Source organism: Streptomyces sp. NPDC088794, from assembly GCF_044750545.1.
Lineage (GTDB): Bacteria > Actinomycetota > Actinomycetes > Streptomycetales > Streptomycetaceae > Streptomyces.
In genome coordinates this window covers 18,465-35,082 of record NZ_JBIVKB010000029.1, presented here as the reverse complement: position 1 = coordinate 35,082, position 16,618 = coordinate 18,465, and the positions used below count along the sequence as shown (strand labels likewise).

General features: G+C 70.6%; 17 protein-coding genes. 11 read left to right on the top strand and 6 right to left on the bottom strand.

The genetic code is table 11. The features are described 5' to 3' along the window. Positions 1 to 36: 36 nt before the first annotated feature. A complete protein-coding gene (locus ACIP6U_RS46840; protein WP_401729453.1) occupies positions 37 to 726 on the top strand; it encodes a hypothetical protein in 690 nt (229 codons plus the stop codon). On the opposite strand, the gene ACIP6U_RS46835 is transcribed toward ACIP6U_RS46840, so the two are convergent. The 5 genes from ACIP6U_RS46835 to ACIP6U_RS46815 form a co-directional block, all read right to left on the bottom strand. Continuing rightward, positions 727 to 1,473 (bottom strand): DUF4142 domain-containing protein, encoded by a 747-nt coding sequence (locus tag ACIP6U_RS46835; protein WP_401729452.1) that lies wholly within the window; start codon positions 1,471 to 1,473, stop codon positions 727 to 729. Positions 1,474 to 1,674: 201 nt separating this feature from the next. Further along, positions 1,675 to 2,379, bottom strand: a complete 705-nt coding sequence (locus ACIP6U_RS46830) for a DUF4396 domain-containing protein (protein ID WP_401729450.1) — start codon at positions 2,377 to 2,379, stop codon at positions 1,675 to 1,677. Between the two features lie 4 nt (positions 2,380 to 2,383). Continuing rightward, positions 2,384 to 2,629, bottom strand: coding sequence for a hypothetical protein (locus ACIP6U_RS46825; protein WP_256910739.1), 246 nt, complete (start codon positions 2,627 to 2,629; stop codon positions 2,384 to 2,386). A 94-nt stretch (positions 2,630 to 2,723) separates the two neighbouring features. Next, a complete protein-coding gene (locus ACIP6U_RS46820) occupies positions 2,724 to 4,403 on the bottom strand; it encodes a chloride channel protein (protein ID WP_401729479.1) in 1,680 nt (559 codons plus the stop codon). Positions 4,404 to 4,601: 198 nt separating this feature from the next. After that, positions 4,602 to 5,090 carry a hypothetical protein gene (locus tag ACIP6U_RS46815; protein WP_401729449.1) on the bottom strand — a complete coding sequence of 163 codons (489 nt, stop codon included), beginning with the start codon at positions 5,088 to 5,090 and terminating at the stop codon, positions 4,602 to 4,604. Between the two features lie 278 nt (positions 5,091 to 5,368). Between ACIP6U_RS46815 and ACIP6U_RS46810 the strand changes: the two genes are divergently transcribed. The 8 genes from ACIP6U_RS46810 (at position 5,369) to ACIP6U_RS46775 (ending at position 12,726) form a co-directional block, all read left to right on the top strand. Next, complete coding sequence (locus ACIP6U_RS46810; RefSeq protein ID WP_401729448.1) at positions 5,369 to 6,046, top strand: hypothetical protein; 678 nt, start codon at positions 5,369 to 5,371, stop codon at positions 6,044 to 6,046. Continuing rightward, a complete protein-coding gene (locus tag ACIP6U_RS46805) occupies positions 5,983 to 6,627 on the top strand; it encodes a DUF1775 domain-containing protein (protein WP_401729447.1) in 645 nt (214 codons plus the stop codon). Before ACIP6U_RS46810 ends, ACIP6U_RS46805 begins: the two co-directional genes overlap by 64 nt. Positions 6,628 to 6,716: 89 nt before the next feature. Next, positions 6,717 to 8,519, top strand: coding sequence for a copper resistance CopC/CopD family protein (locus ACIP6U_RS46800; protein ID WP_401729445.1), 1,803 nt, complete (start codon positions 6,717 to 6,719; stop codon positions 8,517 to 8,519). Positions 8,520 to 8,613: 94 nt separating this feature from the next. After that, positions 8,614 to 9,417, top strand: coding sequence for a hypothetical protein (locus ACIP6U_RS46795; RefSeq protein ID WP_401729443.1), 804 nt, complete (start codon positions 8,614 to 8,616; stop codon positions 9,415 to 9,417). A gap of 382 nt (positions 9,418 to 9,799) precedes the next feature. Then, complete coding sequence (locus ACIP6U_RS46790) at positions 9,800 to 10,246, top strand: superoxide dismutase family protein (protein WP_401729442.1); 447 nt, start codon at positions 9,800 to 9,802, stop codon at positions 10,244 to 10,246. After that, positions 10,225 to 10,827: a copper resistance protein CopC gene (locus ACIP6U_RS46785; protein ID WP_401729441.1), complete on the top strand. Its 603-nt coding sequence runs from the start codon at positions 10,225 to 10,227 to the stop codon at positions 10,825 to 10,827. The genes ACIP6U_RS46790 and ACIP6U_RS46785 overlap by 22 nt, the downstream gene beginning before the upstream one ends. Before the next feature lie 321 nt (positions 10,828 to 11,148). Next, positions 11,149 to 11,586 (top strand): NfeD family protein, encoded by a 438-nt coding sequence (locus ACIP6U_RS46780; protein WP_381300143.1) that lies wholly within the window; start codon positions 11,149 to 11,151, stop codon positions 11,584 to 11,586. A 39-nt stretch (positions 11,587 to 11,625) separates the two neighbouring features. Further along, positions 11,626 to 12,726, top strand: coding sequence for an SPFH domain-containing protein (locus tag ACIP6U_RS46775; RefSeq protein ID WP_401729439.1), 1,101 nt, complete (start codon positions 11,626 to 11,628; stop codon positions 12,724 to 12,726). A gap of 57 nt (positions 12,727 to 12,783) precedes the next feature. Here the strand turns inward: ACIP6U_RS46775 and ACIP6U_RS46770 are convergent, their stop codons facing one another. Next, entirely contained in the window at positions 12,784 to 14,061 is a 1,278-nt protein-coding gene (locus tag ACIP6U_RS46770; RefSeq protein WP_401729477.1) for a ferric reductase-like transmembrane domain-containing protein, read from the bottom strand. 372 nt (positions 14,062 to 14,433) lie between these two features. On the opposite strand from ACIP6U_RS46770, the gene ACIP6U_RS46765 reads away from it, so the two are divergent. Next, positions 14,434 to 15,666, top strand: coding sequence for an alpha/beta fold hydrolase (locus ACIP6U_RS46765; RefSeq protein ID WP_401729437.1), 1,233 nt, complete (start codon positions 14,434 to 14,436; stop codon positions 15,664 to 15,666). Positions 15,667 to 16,054: 388 nt separating this feature from the next. Then, positions 16,055 to 16,519, top strand: a complete 465-nt coding sequence (locus ACIP6U_RS46760; RefSeq protein ID WP_401729435.1) for a hypothetical protein — start codon at positions 16,055 to 16,057, stop codon at positions 16,517 to 16,519. Positions 16,520 to 16,618 lie beyond the last annotated feature (99 nt).

Below are 16,618 nucleotides of genomic sequence, written 5' to 3'. Positions count from 1 at the left end.
GCCCGTTTGCATGGTATGCGGCGAAGACGGCGGTTCATGGCCGTGTCGGAGCCGCACCTTGTGGCGCATCTGCACAGCACGGTATGGGGGCCTGCCGAATTCGTCGGGCTGCCGCCGCGCCGGCTGACGGCGAGGGCCGTTCTGGCTGGGGGTGCGGCCGTATATGCGGTCATCGGCTGCGCGGTCGCCGGTTCGTGGTACGGGGTCTCCTGGTTCGCCGACGGCGAGGCCGGTCTGCTGTATGTGGCACTGCTCATTCTTCACCTCTGTGTGCGGCGCGCGGGGCGGGCGCTGGTCGGTGTCGCCGCCCTGCTCGGTATGTGTCTGGTGTTCCAGGCGCCCCAAGCCGCCGTCAGTCTGGTGCTGGCGGAACGTGGACGTGTGGAGACCTTGGTGGTGACCTCGGTCGAAGGGGGTCCGGGCGCCGTCTCCGGGCACGGTCGTTACCTGTGCTCGGTGGCGGACGGGGACGGCGTGCCTCTGAACGTTCGCATCTGGCGCGGCTGCGGGCAGGCCACCCGGCCCGGCGACGCGATCGCTGTGGTGTACGACGTGAAGGGGCGGGTGCCGCCGCGAGGAGTGGAGGCCGGTTCTTCTCTGCTGGACCCGTTGCGTGAGTTGGGTGGCTGGGCCGCAGCCTTCGCCGTCGTGTCCGTGGTCGCGGTGGTGCGCTCTCACCGGCTTTCCGTGCCCGCATCCGGACCGAAGCTTGGATCCGGCAGCTGATCATCCGACGGCAGGGTTGGGGGAAGGGGTCGGTGAACTCGTGTTCACGTCCAAGTCCGGCCTGGGGGTGAGGACGACGACGGGGGAGCCCGGCTGGGGTGCGGGCGGCGTCAGTTGTCCCTTCGGGAGCTTGGGTGGCGTGGTCTGCTGGAAGTTGACCTGCTGGTAGTTGACCATTCCGGTGTTCTCCAGGACCGTGATGTGGTCCAGCACGGTGTCGTTGGCCAGGTCGGCCAGCTGGCGGACCAGGGTGTTCTCCGTGGTGGCACGGATCTTGGCGATGGCCGGGAAGATCTGGCCGTGCGTGACGCGCATGATGTTGACGGCGGTGGAGTCGAACTCCCTGCCGGTCTTGGAGTTCGCTGTCGCCACGAACTGCTGCTGCTGGGGAGACGCCTGGTTCGGCAGGGTGATGTTCAGTTCGGGAGCGATCCTGCGGCACAGTTGGTCGAGTCCGGCATGGCCGACGATCAGGTGCTCGCCGGCTTCCTTCATCTCTGCCGTCGTGCCCCGCTGCAGCGCCAGCTCACCCAGCGGGTACTCCCACAGCCCGGCGGCACGGACCTTGACCACGAAGTCCCGGTCGGCCTCGGTCAGTGACCCCCACTGGGTGCTGGCGATGATGCGGGACTGGTTCGTCGAGGCGTTCTGGACTCCCAGCAGGGACGGGTAGGCGAGCGCGGCCAGGGTGAGGACCAGAGCGCCGCCCACGAAGACGGTGCCAAACGTTTTGCCGGAGAAGGGCATGGGGCCTCCTGAGTCACGGACGATGTGTCAGGAGGTACGACCCAGTCGACGGATTCCTTCATTGCACTAGGCAAATTTTGCACTCTACTGTGTGATGTGTGTCACTGAATGACGCGGGATCTGGGTAGTGGGCTTTCCCGTGCCGAGCCGGGGTGTGATGAACATGCCCGATCCGCGCAATGCGGTAGCCGTCGGCCGGAGTCACATCTTCTCCTTCCAACCCGCCCGGACCAGCCAGCCGTTGACGGGCCAAGCGGTGAAGAAGCCGACGACCATGGCGAGCTGCATGAACAGCCAGTACGAGGCGGTCGTCTTGGCCAGGCCCGGCGCGAAGAGGACCTCCTGGTAGAACCACATGCCCGCGAACAGGCCGATCTGGAACGACACGATGGAGAAGGTGTCGGCCTTCACGGCGGCCCACAGTGCCCGCGTCGGCCCGATGTCGCGCACGGGGGCGATGGTGAAGTACTGGAAGCCGATGCCGAGCAGCCAGGCGAACGAGAAGTCCAGCAGGAAGTCCGCGTACAGCGGCTTGCCGGCGAGGGTGAAGCCGGCCGCGTGGACCAGCCACTCGCCGGCGATGTCACCCAGGACGCAGCCGGCCCCGCAGTGGCTGATGGCCTTGGCCGAAGTCACCCACGCGGGCAGCCTCTCCGGATCCGGCTCGCCCTCCGCCTCGATCACGGGGCGGGAAGTGCGTCGGCCGTGGGCGGCGTAGAACCACAGGGCGACCGGGCCCCAGTACAGGGCCGTGATCGGATACACGAGGTGCATGATCCACATGCGTTGGCGTGCGCCGCGCAGCCCGATGTCCGCGATGATCGCCAGCGCGCTCGCACCGGCCAGCGCCAGGCTTGCCCAGCCGAGCACCTCCAGCCAGGCCGGCGGGTCGAAGTACGCCTGCACGGGCTCAGGTCTCGTGCAGGTGTGCGGAGGCCACGCGCCCCGGCCGCATGATGCGTATCTTGTGGCTCTCGCAGGCGGGACACTGCGGGGACTGCAGGGGTGAAGGCGTGCGCTCGTCGCCCAGGTGGTAAACGGCGACGAGCCGGGCGTGCTCGTCCACCGTCACATCGATGTCATACGTGCTCTCCCATCCGTGTCCGCACTGGAGACAGGCGAAGGAGTAGGCGCGCTGGACGTGGTGTGCTGACATGGTCCACCTCTCTGGGGAACGGTCGTTCCGTCGAGGTCACCAGTACCCAGTTTTGCACAGTGCAAAATAGATGCGACGTCCTCTCGAGACCCGATCACCCGGCCGTGTGCACCGAGCGCAGCGCGCTCTGGTGGCTGAGCCAGCCGACCGGTGAGCCGTGCGCGGGATCGAGGACGGGGACCCCGCTGCCGGCGGCCGAGAGCAGGGTGTGGAGGGCCTGCGCGAGGGGCTGGTCGGTCGTGACGCGGGCGGGCATCTCGGCCAGGCGGCCGACCTCGGCCGGGGCTGCGTCCGGCTGTTCGGTCAGTGCCTCGGCGATCGCCTGGGCGGTGACGACACCCACGTACTGCCCGGAGTCGTCGACCACCGGCAGTGCGCCGTATCCGGACAAGCCCAACAGGTCTGCCGCATCAGTGAGTTCGGTTGACGCGGACAGCGATGAAGGGAGGGGGTCCATGACGGAACCCACCTGCTGGGCGCCGATCCGGGCTCCGGGGGCGGCGCCCTCGAGGTCGATGCCGCGACGGCGGAGTTTGAGGGTGTAGATCGTGTCGCGGGTCAGCAATCGGCTGGTGGCGGTGGCCAGCACTATGGCCAGCATCAACGGCAGGATGATCGAGTACTCCCCGGTCAGCTCGAACAGGATCACCACGGCCGTGATCGGCGCCCGCGCGGCTCCGGCGAACACCGCGCCCATGCCCACCAGTGCGTACGCCCCCACCGAGCCCGCCGTGCCGGGCAGTAGGTGGTGGACGCTGGTGCCGTAGGCCGCGCCGAGCATCGCCCCGATGAACAGGCTGGGCGCGAACACCCCGCCCGAGCCGCCGATCCCGATGGTCAGGCTGGTCGCCAGCATCTTGCCCACCAGCAGCAGGAGCAGGAAGCCGACCGCGTATCCGTCGGTGGTGGCCTTCTCCAGCACCGGGTAGCCGACCCCGTACATCTCCGGTAGGGCGAGCAGCACTAGGCCGAGTGCCAGTCCGCCGACCGCGGGACGCAGCCACTCCGGGCCGCGCCAGGCCCAGTCGCAGGCGTCCTCGATCAGGTAGAGCACCCGCGCGAACCCCACGCCGACCACCGCGGCGACGACACCGAGCAGGGCGAACAGGCCGTACTGCGCGAAGTGGTCGACGCGGAAGGCGGGCAGCTTCAGGAAGGCGACATTGCCGAACGCGGCCCGGCCGATCACGCTCGCCGTGACGCTGGCCAGCACGGTCGCGCCGAACGCCTCGGCGGAGAAGGTGCCGAGGATCAGCTCCATGGCGAAGAACACCCCGGCGAGCGGCGCGTTGAAGGTCGCGGCGATACCGCCCGCCGCACCGCATGCCACCAGCAGCTTCATCCGGTGCTCGGTCGCCCTCGTCATCCGGCCCAGGGTGGAGCCGAGCGCCGAGCCGATCTGCACGATGGGCCCCTCGCGGCCCACCGAGCCGCCGGAGCCGATGGTCAGGGCGGAGGCCAGGGTCTTGACCACCGCCACCTTCGGGCTGATCCGGCCGCCGCGCTGGGCGACCGCCAGCATCACCTCGGGCACCCCGTGTCCGCGTGCCTCCTTGGCGAAGCGGTTCACCAGAGGCCCGTACAGCAGACCGCCGAGCACCGGGACGATCAGGACGAAGTACGGGCCGAGCCAGGGCACGTGCGGGTTGCCGGTGCCGGGCGCGGCCGCGTAGTCCGCGTGGCCGGAGAAGAGGTGGGTGAAGGCCGTGATGCACCAGCGGAAGGCGATCGAGCCCGCGCCCGCCCCGGCGCCGACCAACACGGCGAGCGCCATCAGGCCCCAGGGTGCGGTGCGGAGCCCCGTTGCGCCGTGTACGGGGGTGAGGGTGGTTTTCGTGGTTCGGGTCCGCTCGTTCTGTTCGGCCGTCTGTCGGGCTGCCAGTCCGGCCGCCTGAGTGGTGCCCATTCGTTCCCCTTCCTTACGTTTGCATTATGCAAAGCATGTCAAGGGGGCGTCGTGCCGGGGGTGCGTTCAAGCGGTGGTGACCTGCGCCCGGGCGCGGACGAGGCCCGCCACGCCGAACTGGAGCACGACCGGCAGCATGTGCTGGGCCGTGACGCCGTGCACATGGCGGAGCAGCACGTGTGGACCGTCGCCGTCGAAGGTGACGGTGCTCCCGTCCAGGAGCGGGATTCCCGCCGTGTCCAGCATCCCGTTGCCCTTGGCCGACTTGCTGCCGACGAGTGTGCCGCGCCCTCGGTCGGGGGTGGCGACCATGCCGAGATGTTCGGGGACGCCGTCGTCGTTGCGGACGGTCATGGTGAGGGTGCCGTCGCCCGAGCGGTCGAGGTGGGCGACGGCGTGGGTGACCGTCAGGTCGATGCCCCGGGCCCGGGCGGTGGCCTCGCCGGGCGTGCTGGGCGCTGCCGCGGAACCCGGGGTGGAGGGGGCGGCGGTCGGGCTGCCGTGCGCGCATCCCGCGGTCAGGGAGACGAGGAGGGCGGAGATGGGGACCGCCAAGGTCGTTCAGGCGCGTAGGTTGATACCTGCCATGTTTGCATTGTGCCAATGTTGGCTCTCGGCCTTCCACTGACCCCGGTCGTGACCGGTGGCACGCGCCGAGTGAACGCGACGGGCAGCGCTTGCGTATCCCCTCGGGCCAAAGGGTCTGCTGGGCGGAGGGAGGGACGATCATTCAGGGCGAGTGCCGAGCAACCGCGCAGGGACCTCTGTCCCGGCCGGAGACCGGCCGCGTCACGGCCTGTGCCAGGGCAGGGGTGTTCGCCCTGGCCGGGGGCTTGATCGCCGCTCTGGGGCATCACGCGGTCGCCGACGGGGTGGTGCCGTGGCGGCTCGTCCTGCTGCTGGCGGGAGCCCAGTTCGCCGCCGTGTGGCCCGTGGCCCGGCGACGGTTCTCCCTGGGCTCCGCTCTCGGCTCGGCCCTCGCCGTGCAGGGCGGGGTGCACCTGGCGCTCACCGTCGTGGGCACGTCGGTTTCGACCCTGGGGGACGTGCGCCGTCCTGTGCTCTCCGCCGCGGCCGAAGGGGACACCTGGCAGCACGCCTCCGCCGCCATGAGCGCCGTCCACCTGCTGTCCGCGCTGGCGGTGATCTGGTTGCTGCACCGCGCCGACGCGGCCGTGGCGGTCGCCCTGGGGATCGCGCGTGCCGTGAGAGGCGTCGCGACCGCCGTCGCTTCCTGGCTTCGTTCACCGTCGGGCGGCGCTCGGGTCCGCCCGCTGCCCGCCGTGCCGCTCACCGGATGCCTCGTACGACCAGTGCGGGAAAGGCCACCGCTCCTCGCGGACGCACTGGTGCGCAGGGGACCACCGGGACACGCCCCCGTCCCGACCGGTCCCTCGTCCGGGCCGCCCCCTCGGGCTGTCCGGCTTCTCCCGCAAGGAGCATCCCTGTGTCCATCCACCCTGCCGCCCGCGCGGCGGGCCGTCCCGCCGTGGTCGGAGCCGCCGCGCTGACGGCCGTGCTGACCCTGTCCGATCCCGCCTCCGCCCACGCGGAGGTCGCGGCCGACATCCCGCGTGCCCTGGCCCGGAACGTCACCCTCACCTTCGTCTCCGAGGCGGAGTCCGACAGCGCCGGCTTCCAGCGGGTGCGTGTCGTCCTGCCCGACGGCATCGCACCCGGCGACGTCACGCTCGCCGATGCCCCGAGGGCCTGGAAACTCAAGGCCACACCCGACGGCTACACCGTCGCGGGCCCAGCCCTCACGACCGGGACAGACGCCGAACACAAGGTCAGGATCCGGCGGCTGCCGGACGCCCGGCAGCTCGTGTTCAAGACCGTCGAGACCTACGCCGACGGTGAGATCTCCCGCTGGATCGAACTGCCGACCGGCGGCGCGGCGCCCGAACAGCCCGCTCCTGTCCTGGAGGTGATGGGTGCCACGGAGTCCGCGGCGACCAGCGCGGGTCCCGACCGGAAGAAGGCCCCGGGGCGGAGCGGTGGGGCGTCCGCAGGGCTGATCGCCGTACCGCTGCTCCTGGCGGCGGGAGTCTGGTGGTTGATCAGGCGGCGGGCCTCCTCGGGCAGCGGCTGACCGGCATTCGTGCCGCCCTGCTGCGTGCCGGACGCGATCAAAGGTGTCCGGCCGCACCCGAGAACCAGCAGCCGATCCGGAGACATGACATGGAACGACGTAGGACCGAACGAAGCGGCCAGGTGACCAGGGCGCTGCTGATCGTGGTCGCCACGCTGGCCGGCGTCCTGCTGGGCGGTGCCGCACCCGCCTCGGCTCACGCGGTGCTGACCTCCAGTGACCCACGTGCGGGCACCGTGCTGAAAACGGCGCCGAAGGAGGTGACGGTCTCCTTCGACGAGTCCGTCGCCCTCGCCGAGGACTCGGTGCGGGTGCTCGACCCCGACGGCCGCCCGGTGACCGCGGGCGACCCCACCCACGCGGACGGCGCGGCGGACACCGCCCGCGTACCCGTGACCGGCGACCTCCAGGAGGGCACGTACACCGTCTCCTGGCGCGTGCTGTCGGCGGACAGCCACGCCGTCTCCGGCGCCTTCACCTTCTCAATCGGAGCACCGTCGCAGACCCGGGCCGAGGCGACCGCCGAACCGGCCGTGGACCCGTCCGTCAACGTGCTCTACGGCGTCGGCCGCTACGTCGCTTACGCCGGACTGGCCCTGCTCATCGGCGGCGCGGTGTTCGTCACGGTGTGCCGGCCCGGGGCCGCCGCCGTACAGGCGGCGCGCGGGCCACTGCTGACCGGTTGGTGGGCGCTGACGCTGTCGACGATCGCCCTGCTGCTGCTCCGCGGGCCGTACGCGAGCGGGGACGGGCCGGGCGGCGCGTTCGACCCCGGGCTGCTGCTCGACGCTGTGGACAGTCGGCCGGGCGCCGCCCTGATGGCCCGTCTGGTCCTGCTCGTGGCGGCCGGGTTTCTGTTGCGGCGGGGGCGGTTCGGGTGGAAGGCGGGCCGGCGTTGGACCGTCCTCGGCGTTGCGCTCGTCCTCGGTCTGGCCGTGACCTGGGCCGTGGCCGAGCACGCCTCCGCGGGGATCCAGGTGCCCGTGGCGATGGTCTCCTCCGTGCTGCACCTGCTCGCCATGGCGGTGTGGCTCGGTGGGCTGACCGCGTTGTTCCTCGCGTTGTACCGGGCACCGGCCGACGAACCGCTCCCGCCCGCCTCCGTGGCCCGCTTCTCCCGGCTCGCCCTGGCTTCGGTGGCCGTGCTGGCGGCCACCGGTGTCTACCAGTCCTGGCGCGGGCTCGGCTCTTGGGAGGCGTTCGCCACGTCCTACGGCAGACTGCTCGCCCTGAAGATCGGGGCGGTGGTACTGATGCTGGTGGCGGCGTCGTACTCGAGGAGCTGGACCGAGCGGATGCGGACCGTGCCCCGGGAGGAACCGGTGCTGGTGACCGTGGGGGGCGGTGATCAGGGTCCGCCGCCCGGCCCGGTGCCGGGCGGGTCCGGGACCGACAGCCACCGGCGCGGGCTGCGTCGGTCCGTACTGGCAGAGGTGGTGATCGGCGTCCTGGTGCTCGCGGTCACCACTGTGTTGACGGGCAGTCAGCCGGGGCGGGCCGCCACCGAGAGCGCGGCGGCCGAGACGGTCTCCAGGGTCCCCGGCCAGCCTGACGTGAGCCTGACCCTGATCCCGTTCGACACGGGCACGCCCGGCGGGCGCGGCAAGGTACAGGTGACCCTGGAACCGGGGCGGGTGGGTCGGAACGTCGTCGAGGTGGTGATCTTCGCCGCCGACGGCAGCCTCGTGGCCATCCCCGAACTGCGCCTCACCTTCACCCACTCCGCCCGCAACGTCGGCCCGCTCGACGCTGGGCTCGCCGACCAGCGCGGCTACTGGGGCAGTGACACCCTCGACCTGCCGCTCGCCGGGACCTGGACGATCCGGGCCACCGTCCGAATCTCCGACATCGACCAGGTCACCGTGTCGAAGAACGTGAAGATCAACCTGTGAGGCGGCGCCGAGGCGTTCGCCGACGCGCATGCGTGAACGTTTTGGTCCGCGGGCCCGTAAGAGACGGGAACCTGTCGGTCTGAGGAGCCACTCGATGCCCCGAACGCACCGCCTGCGCGGTGGCACGCATGGCGGCCACCGGGCGATCGGTGTGCCTGTGAGTGCGGCGGCCGTTCTGCGGCCGGTGCGCGCAGCGGTGTTCGCGGCGGTCTGCGTCGTGACGACGGCGCTGGGGCACGCACTGATGTCCGGTGACCTTCTGCCCTGGTGGGCGGTGGGTGTGGCCTTCGTCGCGACCGTATCGGCGGGGTGGTGGCTGACGCTCCGGGAGCGCGGCGTGGAGACGGTCGTCGGCGCCACGGTCGTCGCGCAGGGGCTGCAGCATCTGCTGTTCACCCTGGCTCCCGGGTTGCTGTCCGCGCGCAACGCGACGGCCGGTGCGCCGGAGGCAGCGAGGGTCTCCGGGACCCAGCACGGCATGGCGGCGATGTCCCACTCGGGCATGCTCGTGCACCACCCCGGCACGATGGGGCAACCCGCCGACGAGCCGCTGTTGTCCGTGGTGACGCATGGGGGTTCCGGCGGGATGCTCCTGGCTCACCTGGTGGCCGCCGTCGCGTGCGGTGTGTGGCTGTGGCGGGGCGAGGCGGCCGTCCACCGGATCGGCCGCGCCCTCGCCGCAGCCTTGTTCGCACCGCTGCGCCGCGTCTGCCGCGTGCTCTTCCGTACGGCGGCTTGGTGCGAACTCCCGTCGCACCGGGCCACTGTCGGTGGTCCTGAGCGCCGGCGATCCACTCCCGCCGAGCTGAGACACACGGTCGTCCGCCGGGGACCGCCCGCCCCGGTACGGCAGTCCGCCGCTTTGTCTTACCAGCCGTTGCTCGCGATCAGGTCCTGAGGACAGACCGATTCCGGCGGTGGCAGAAGGACGGGCGTGCGGCTGGTGCGCACATGCGTGCGCAGGCCTCTCACTCAGCTCTCCGGATCGCGCCTGACGTCGTGCCGCGGATGCCGCCGTGCAATCCGCTGGGCCGTCCGGGCACGTCCGCACGCCAACGATCGGGAGTTCTCCCATGCAACACAGCACATCCGACACCCTGTCCCCGAGCTCCGTGGAGTCGCGGAAGCGCCCGACAGGCTGCCGGGCCCGGCAGGCGGCGGCAGCCTGCGTCACCCTGGCGGCGACGGCCGCTCTACTGGCCGGCTGCGGTGGTGACAGCGCCTAGAACACCTCTGCCCTGAAGGCGGCCTCGGCGTCCCCCTCGAAGACCATGGACGGCATGGGTGACATGGCGATGGGCGACCCGTCGGCCACACCGGCCGACAAGGTCCCCGGCGCCGAGGTGGTGAGGGGCGCCTTCGCACTGCTCGACACCCGCCCGTCCGGCATGGACGACGTCAAGGGCACCGCCTGGCTGGCCCAGGGAGCGCAGGGCACCACCGTGACCGTCTCCCTCACCGGACTGAAGCCCGGTGACTCCTACATGGCACACCTGCACGCCCAGCACTGCTCGGCCGGGAACGGCGGGAAGCACTTCCAGTTCGAGAAGGGCGGTGCGACCGCGCCCCCGAACGAGGTGCACCTGATGTTCACCGCCGACAAGTCGGGGATGGGCATGACGACGGTCAACAACACCCGCAAGACCGGAGAGGGCGCCGTCGCGATCGTCGTCCACCCCGCCGAGGCACAGGACAACCGGATCGCATGCGCCGACTTCGGCTTCTGAGGGCGCCCGCCGTCCTGTCGGGCTGCCTGTGCGCGCTGCTGTTCCTCGGCGGCGCACGCGCACACGCCCACACCGCGCTGAAGGACGCGACACCGGGACCGGGCGACAAGGTCGCCCCCGGAGTGGACGTCCTCTCGCTGACCTTCGGTCTGCTGAAGCCCGGCACCACACCGAAGATCAGCCTGGTCGGACCCGACGGCACCCCGGTGTCCGTCGGACAGCCCGTCGTCGCCGACGACTCCGTCGCCTGCGCGGCCGTCACCCCCCTGCGCCCGGGCGTCAGCACGCTCAGCTACACCGTCGTATCCGCCGACGGAGACACACAGAGCAGCGCCTTCCAGTTCGAGGTCGCGGACGGCGCCGGGACCGTCGCCGTTCCGGCCGCCTGCCGGGGCCTGCACCTGAGAGCGCCGGAGACGGGTGAGGGAGAGAACGCGGCCGGGGCTGGGGACACGATCCTGGGACTCGGCCGCGGGACCGCGCTGTCGGCAGGAGGCGCGGCCGTCGTCGTGCTCGCCGGCGGAGGCGTGCTGGCTCGGCGTGCCAGGCGATCGGCGCACCGAAGGAGGTCGGCCGGATGAGAGCCGTGGGACCCGGCGGCCACCGAGGCCGCCGGGTCCCACCTGCGCATGGCGGGATCGAAGTGGTCGGCTCGACGAGCAGACCGTCGTCGTTTCGGGCAAGGACGCCGCCGCGTCGAGGACGTGCGCATCGAGGTGTCCCGCGCCGCCGAGCCCCCTGGCCGAGCGCCTCGCTCGCACCCTGGCCCCTGATCGGGAGGCGTGTCCCGGCCGGTCGGGGCACACGCCTGGACCGCCGTGGTCCATGACTCCTGGTGTCTGTCCTGTCCAGCGCCACGGGGAGTAGCTTGGTAAAGAAAGCCCCAAGAGGAGGGCGGTTCGATGCCGTGGTTCGTCTGGTTGCTCGCCGCCGCGGTCCTGGGGGCCGCGGAGTTCTTCACCCTGACACTGGTCCTCGGACTCCTGTCGGGCGCCGCCCTGGTCACCGCCGTGGTCGCCGGAGTGGGAGTCGGCGCTCTCGGCCAGGCCGTGGCCTTCGCGGTGACGGCGGCAGCGGGTCTCGTCCTCGTCCGTCCCCTCGCGCTGCGGCTCCTGGCACAGCAACCCCTCATCCGCGAGGGCAGCGACGCGCTGGTCGGCAAGCGGGCCGAGGTCGTGCAGGAGGTCACCGCCACGCACGGCCTGATCAAGCTGGCGGGCGAGGAATGGTCCGCCCGCGCCCTCGACGAAAGCCTGGTGATCCCGGCGGGAGCGCTGGTGGACGTCATGGAGATCGAGGGCGCCACGGCCATCGTCTACCCACGCGAACTCCTTCCATGAACGGCTGAGAACGGCTGAACACACAGCAACGGAGGCACTGTGGACCCGGTTGTCATCGTCACCCTTGTGGCGGCCCTAGTCGTCGTCTTCCTCTTCGCCGCCACGGTGCGGATCGTCCCGCAGGCGCGCCGCTACAACATCGAACGGTTCGGCAGATACCGCCGGACGCTGCAACCCGGCCTGAACTTCGTCCTGCCGGTGGCGGACCGCGTCAACACCAAACTCGACGTGCGTGAGCAGGTGTACTCCTCCGACCCCAGGCCGGTGATCACCGAGGACAACCTCGTGGTGAACATCGACACCGTGCTCTACTACCAGATCACCGACCCGCGGGCGGCGGCCTACGAGGTCGCCGACTACCTCCAGGCGATCGATCAGCTCACCGTGACCACGCTGCGCAACGTCATCGGCAGTATGGACTTGGAGGAGACGCTCACCTCCCGTGAGGAGATCAACTCCCGGCTGCGCGCTGTCCTCGACGACGCCACCGGCAAGTGGGGGATCCGGGTCAACCGTGTCGAGATCAAGGCCATCGATCCACCGGCCACCATCAAGGAGGCGATGGAGAAGCAGATGCGGGCCGAGCGCGACAAGCGCGCGGCCATCCTGCACGCCGAAGGGGAGCGGCAGGCCAAGATCTTGACCGCGGAGGGCACGCGGCAGAAGGACATCCTGGAAGCACAGGGCGCGCAACAAGCCATGATCCTGCGGGCGGACGGTGAGGCCAAGGCGGTGGAGCTCGTCTTCCAGGCCGTCCATCGCAACAACGCCGACCCGAAAGTCCTGGCCTACAAGTACCTGGAGACGCTCCCGCACCTGGCGAGCAGCGACAACAACACGTTCTGGGTGATCCCGGGGGAGCTGACCGAGGCTGTACGGACCGTCACCAGCGCGTTCGGGGACCAGTCGACGGCCGGCCGTCCCCAGCCCGCGCAGTCCGAGGAAGCCGCCGACGCCGACATGCCGCGTGATGGTCGGGTTCCGGAGCTCAACGCGGGCTCGGCGGTCTCGCTCGACGCTGCGACGGCCGCTGACGAGGCCGGGAAACAGGCCGCCGCCGCGGTGAGCGACGCCAAGGCGGAGGCCGAGGCCGCGATGTCGACCCAAGTGCCGCGCCGCGGGCAGACGTCCGGCGACTGAGCGCGCGCCAGGGCCGACGCCGCTAGCTGCCCTGACGCTGCCAGGTCCCCTCCTGGTTCACGCCAGGCCGAACTTCTCGGCGTGCACCTGTCGCGCGGGGACCCTCAGGTCTCGTAGGCCGGAGAGCGCGGCCGCGGTCATGGCCGGTGGGCCGCAGACGTACACATCGCGTTGGGTGATGTCGGGGACCAGGTGGTGCAGGCTGTCCGGGCCGAACGGCGGTGGGGCGCCGTGCTCGCCTGTCCGGCCGGTGAGCAGGTGCAGCCGTCCGCCCCGGAGTTCGACCAGGTGGCGTACCTCGCCCAGCAGCACGGCGTCGGCCTCGCTGCGCACCCGGTACAGCACGACGACGTCGCCGACGGCCTGCTCCTCCAGCATGGCCCGCACGGGTGTGATCCCCACGCCGCCGGCGATCAGCAGGGCGCCGGGCCGGGTCCGGTGCAGTGAGGTGAACGCCCCGTACGGTCCCTCGACGAAGGCTCGGCTGCCGACCGGGAGGTCCCGCAGGCCGGCACTGGTGCTGCCCGCAGCCTTCGCGGTGAGGCGCAGCCCCATGCCGCCCGGTGCCGCCGACAGGGAGAAGGGGTTGGCCAGCCACCAGTGGTTGTGCCCTGGGAACCGCCAGATGCAGAACTGCCCCGCCCTGGCCGGCAGTTTGTCGAGGCGCCGGCCGGTGACGTACACGGAGACCACGTCGTCCGCCTCCGGCACCACGGCCGTCACGGTGAAGCGGTGATAGACGTTGCGCCACAGCGGCGTGAAGACCCGCCCCGTCAGCAGGGCGCCGAAGGCGAACAGCCACAGAAACCACCAATAGGCCGTGGCGAACGCGGAGGACGTGAATGTCGTGGTCTCCTCCAACTGGTGGACGAACGCCAGGCCCAGGGCCACGTAGAGCAGCAGGTGCAGTCCGTGCCAGACCTCGTACCGCAGTCGGCGCCGCAGGGGACGGGCGGAGATCACGGCGATCACGACGATGGTGGCAGCGGCCCACATGCCCAGGAGGGAGGCCGGTACGCCGCTCAGGGCGACGAACGTCCTGCCCATGGATGTGTCGTCGAGTGTCGCGTAGCCGAGCACCACCAGCGTGGCGTGGGTCAGGACGGTCCACAGCAGCAGGAAGCCGGTCCAGCGGTGCCACACCGTGAGCCGGTCCATCCCGATGCGTCGGTCGAGCCAGGGCAGCCGGGCCACCAGCAGCAGTTGGAACAGGATCAGCAACGCCGCATGCAGCCCGAAGAACTTCGCGACCGTGAGTACGCCGTTCTTGCCCGAACCGGCGCCGAGGAACAAGGCCTCGACGATCGCCACATTGACGGCGACGAACGTCCACATCGCCCAACGCGCCGTGGTCACCGGAAGCGCGCCGCCGCTGCGTGCCGTGTTACTCGCCGTAGCCAAGATCGCCCCACATCCCCCGTGGCCGCGAGGATGCGACCCGTATGCACAAACCCCATGAAGATCGAGTGATTCGTCCGGATGACCCCGATCGGAGAAGCATACGGAGAGTCGGTCCGATCCGTTCACGCCGGAACCGAATCCGACGTTCCTGGTGTGCACCTCGGCCGACCCCGAAGTCGGTGAGGCCGGAGCGACCCTCGGTTGGTCTGCCGCCGAGCCGGCAGACCGTGACGAAGCGGAGTGCTGACCGGCCGTACCGTCAAGGGAGCACCACACAGCGGGAGTTCAGGCTTGTACGATGCAAAGGTGCAGGGGGAGAAGTACCGCTTCGGGGAGTACGAACTGGAGGCGGGGCGGCATCAGCTCCGCCGGGCCGGTGAACTGGTCCATGTGGAACCGCGGGCCATGGACCTGCTGTGCCACCTGGTCGAACACCGCGACCGGGCAGTGCCGAAGACCGAGCTGCTCGACGAGGTCTGGGGCGACCGCTTCGTCAGCGAGGCCGCCATCACCACGGCCTTGCGGACTGCGCGCATGGCTGTCGGTGACAACGGCACCCGGCAGGAACTGATCCGCACCGTGCGCCGACGGGGTTACCAGTTCGTGGCGCCCGCCACGGTGATCGGGCCTGCCCCGCCCGCCGTCGCTGACCGGGATGCCGCCCGTGGTCCGGCCTTGCCTGACGGGCCGAGCGGGGCCGACCGGCAGACCATCCGGTTCGGCCGGGCCCGCGACGGCGCCCGTATCGCCTACGCCACAGTCGGTTCGGGTCCGCCCCTGCTCAAGGCGGCCAACTGGATGACCCACCTCGACCTGGAGTGGACGACCCCGGTGTGGTCGCACTGGCTGGGAGGTCTCGCTCGCAACCGTCAGTTGATCCGCTACGACGAGCGGGGCTGCGGCCTCTCGGACTGGACGGTACCCGGCTTCACCTTCGACGACTGGGTCGACGACCTCGACTACGTGGTGGACGCCGCCGGCCTCGACCGCTTTCCGCTGCTCGGGGTGTCGCAGGGCGGTGCGGTGGCGATGGCCTACGCCGTGCGTCGGCCCGAGCGGGTCACTCGGCTGATCCTCGCCGGGGCCTACGCCCGGGGGCGTCAGGTCCGGGCCAAGGACGAGACCGAGTCCGGCGAAGCGGCTCTCGATCTGGATCTGGCCCGGGTGGGCTGGATGCACCAGGACCCGCGGTTCCTGCGTGTCTTCGCCTCCCAGTTCCTGCCCGAGGCCACGTCGGCGGACTGGGACGAGTTCGCCGCGTTCCAGCGGCAGACGACCTCGCCTGCCAACGGGGTCCGCTTCCTTGAGGAGTTCGCCCGGATCGACGTGTCGGACATCGCCCACAGAGTGGCTTGCCCGACACTGATCCTCCATTCGCGCGACGACGAGCGGGTGCCCGTCTCGAAGGCCAAGGAGCTGGCCGCGCTCATTCCCGACAGCAGGCTGGTTCTGCTCAAGAGCGGCAATCACCTGCTCACCGCGTTCGAACCGGCCTGGGACGAGTTCTTGTCGTACGTCGACGCCTTTCTGAACGAGTGAGCCGCGCGCTCTGAGCAGTCGGCAGCCCCGGAGCCATTGGGCTGGCTGTTGCGCGGGGCGGCGCACCCGGCTGCCGTGATCAGCGTGCTTCACGCGAACTGTGTCCGGCCGGGGCGCGAGGCATGTCAGGCCGTACACGTGGTTGATCATGCACAGGAGTGATGGCCACGCCCGCAGCCCTTGCCGAACAGGCGTCTTCAAATCGGCTCGCCGAACGAGGGAAGCGCCCTCAGGCCGCCCTCATACCGTCCTCAGGGACGCCTCAGACCTCCACCAAGCCTTGGCCTGTCGGCGAGCCCGATGCTTGAGCGGTGCCGGGCCAAGGAGCGGTCGGGGGTGTCTCCCCCAACCCGGCACTGACCTCACACACAAGAGAGAAGGACCGAAGATGCGAATCGACAACACCAGGACGTCCGGCCAGGCCCGGACTCGCCGGGGGCTGGCGCTGCTGATCGCGACGGGGGCCGGGCTGGGCTCCCTGCTGCTGGGCACGCTTCCGGCGCAGGCCAACGACACCACCAAGACGGTGGCGGCGGACGGCCAGTCGATCACGTTCGCAACGAGCGACAGCAGCCGGGACGTCAGCGGCAGCGTCAGCTTCGTGGTGCAGGCGGACGGCAACTGGTCGATCGCGGGAAGCGGGCACAACTCGCACCTGCTCGTTCGGACCTTCCACTGGACCTGTGACCTGACGTGGGACGCGGCGGGCGTCACGCACTCGACCGGTAAGAAGGCGGTGCCCGGCAAGAAGACCCGCAGCATCAGCTCGGCGGCGTACGACCCCAACATCCAGGCGGACTTCGCCGACATCGCCGCCCGGGGCAGGGCCGACTGCGACATCGTCATCGGCTAGTCGCACACCCTGCGCACGAGCCGGCGCCACGTCGGTCCGATGTGATCACCTGCGTCCGCGAAGCCGCGAGTCGGCTTCGCGGACGTCGCGTCAGAACTG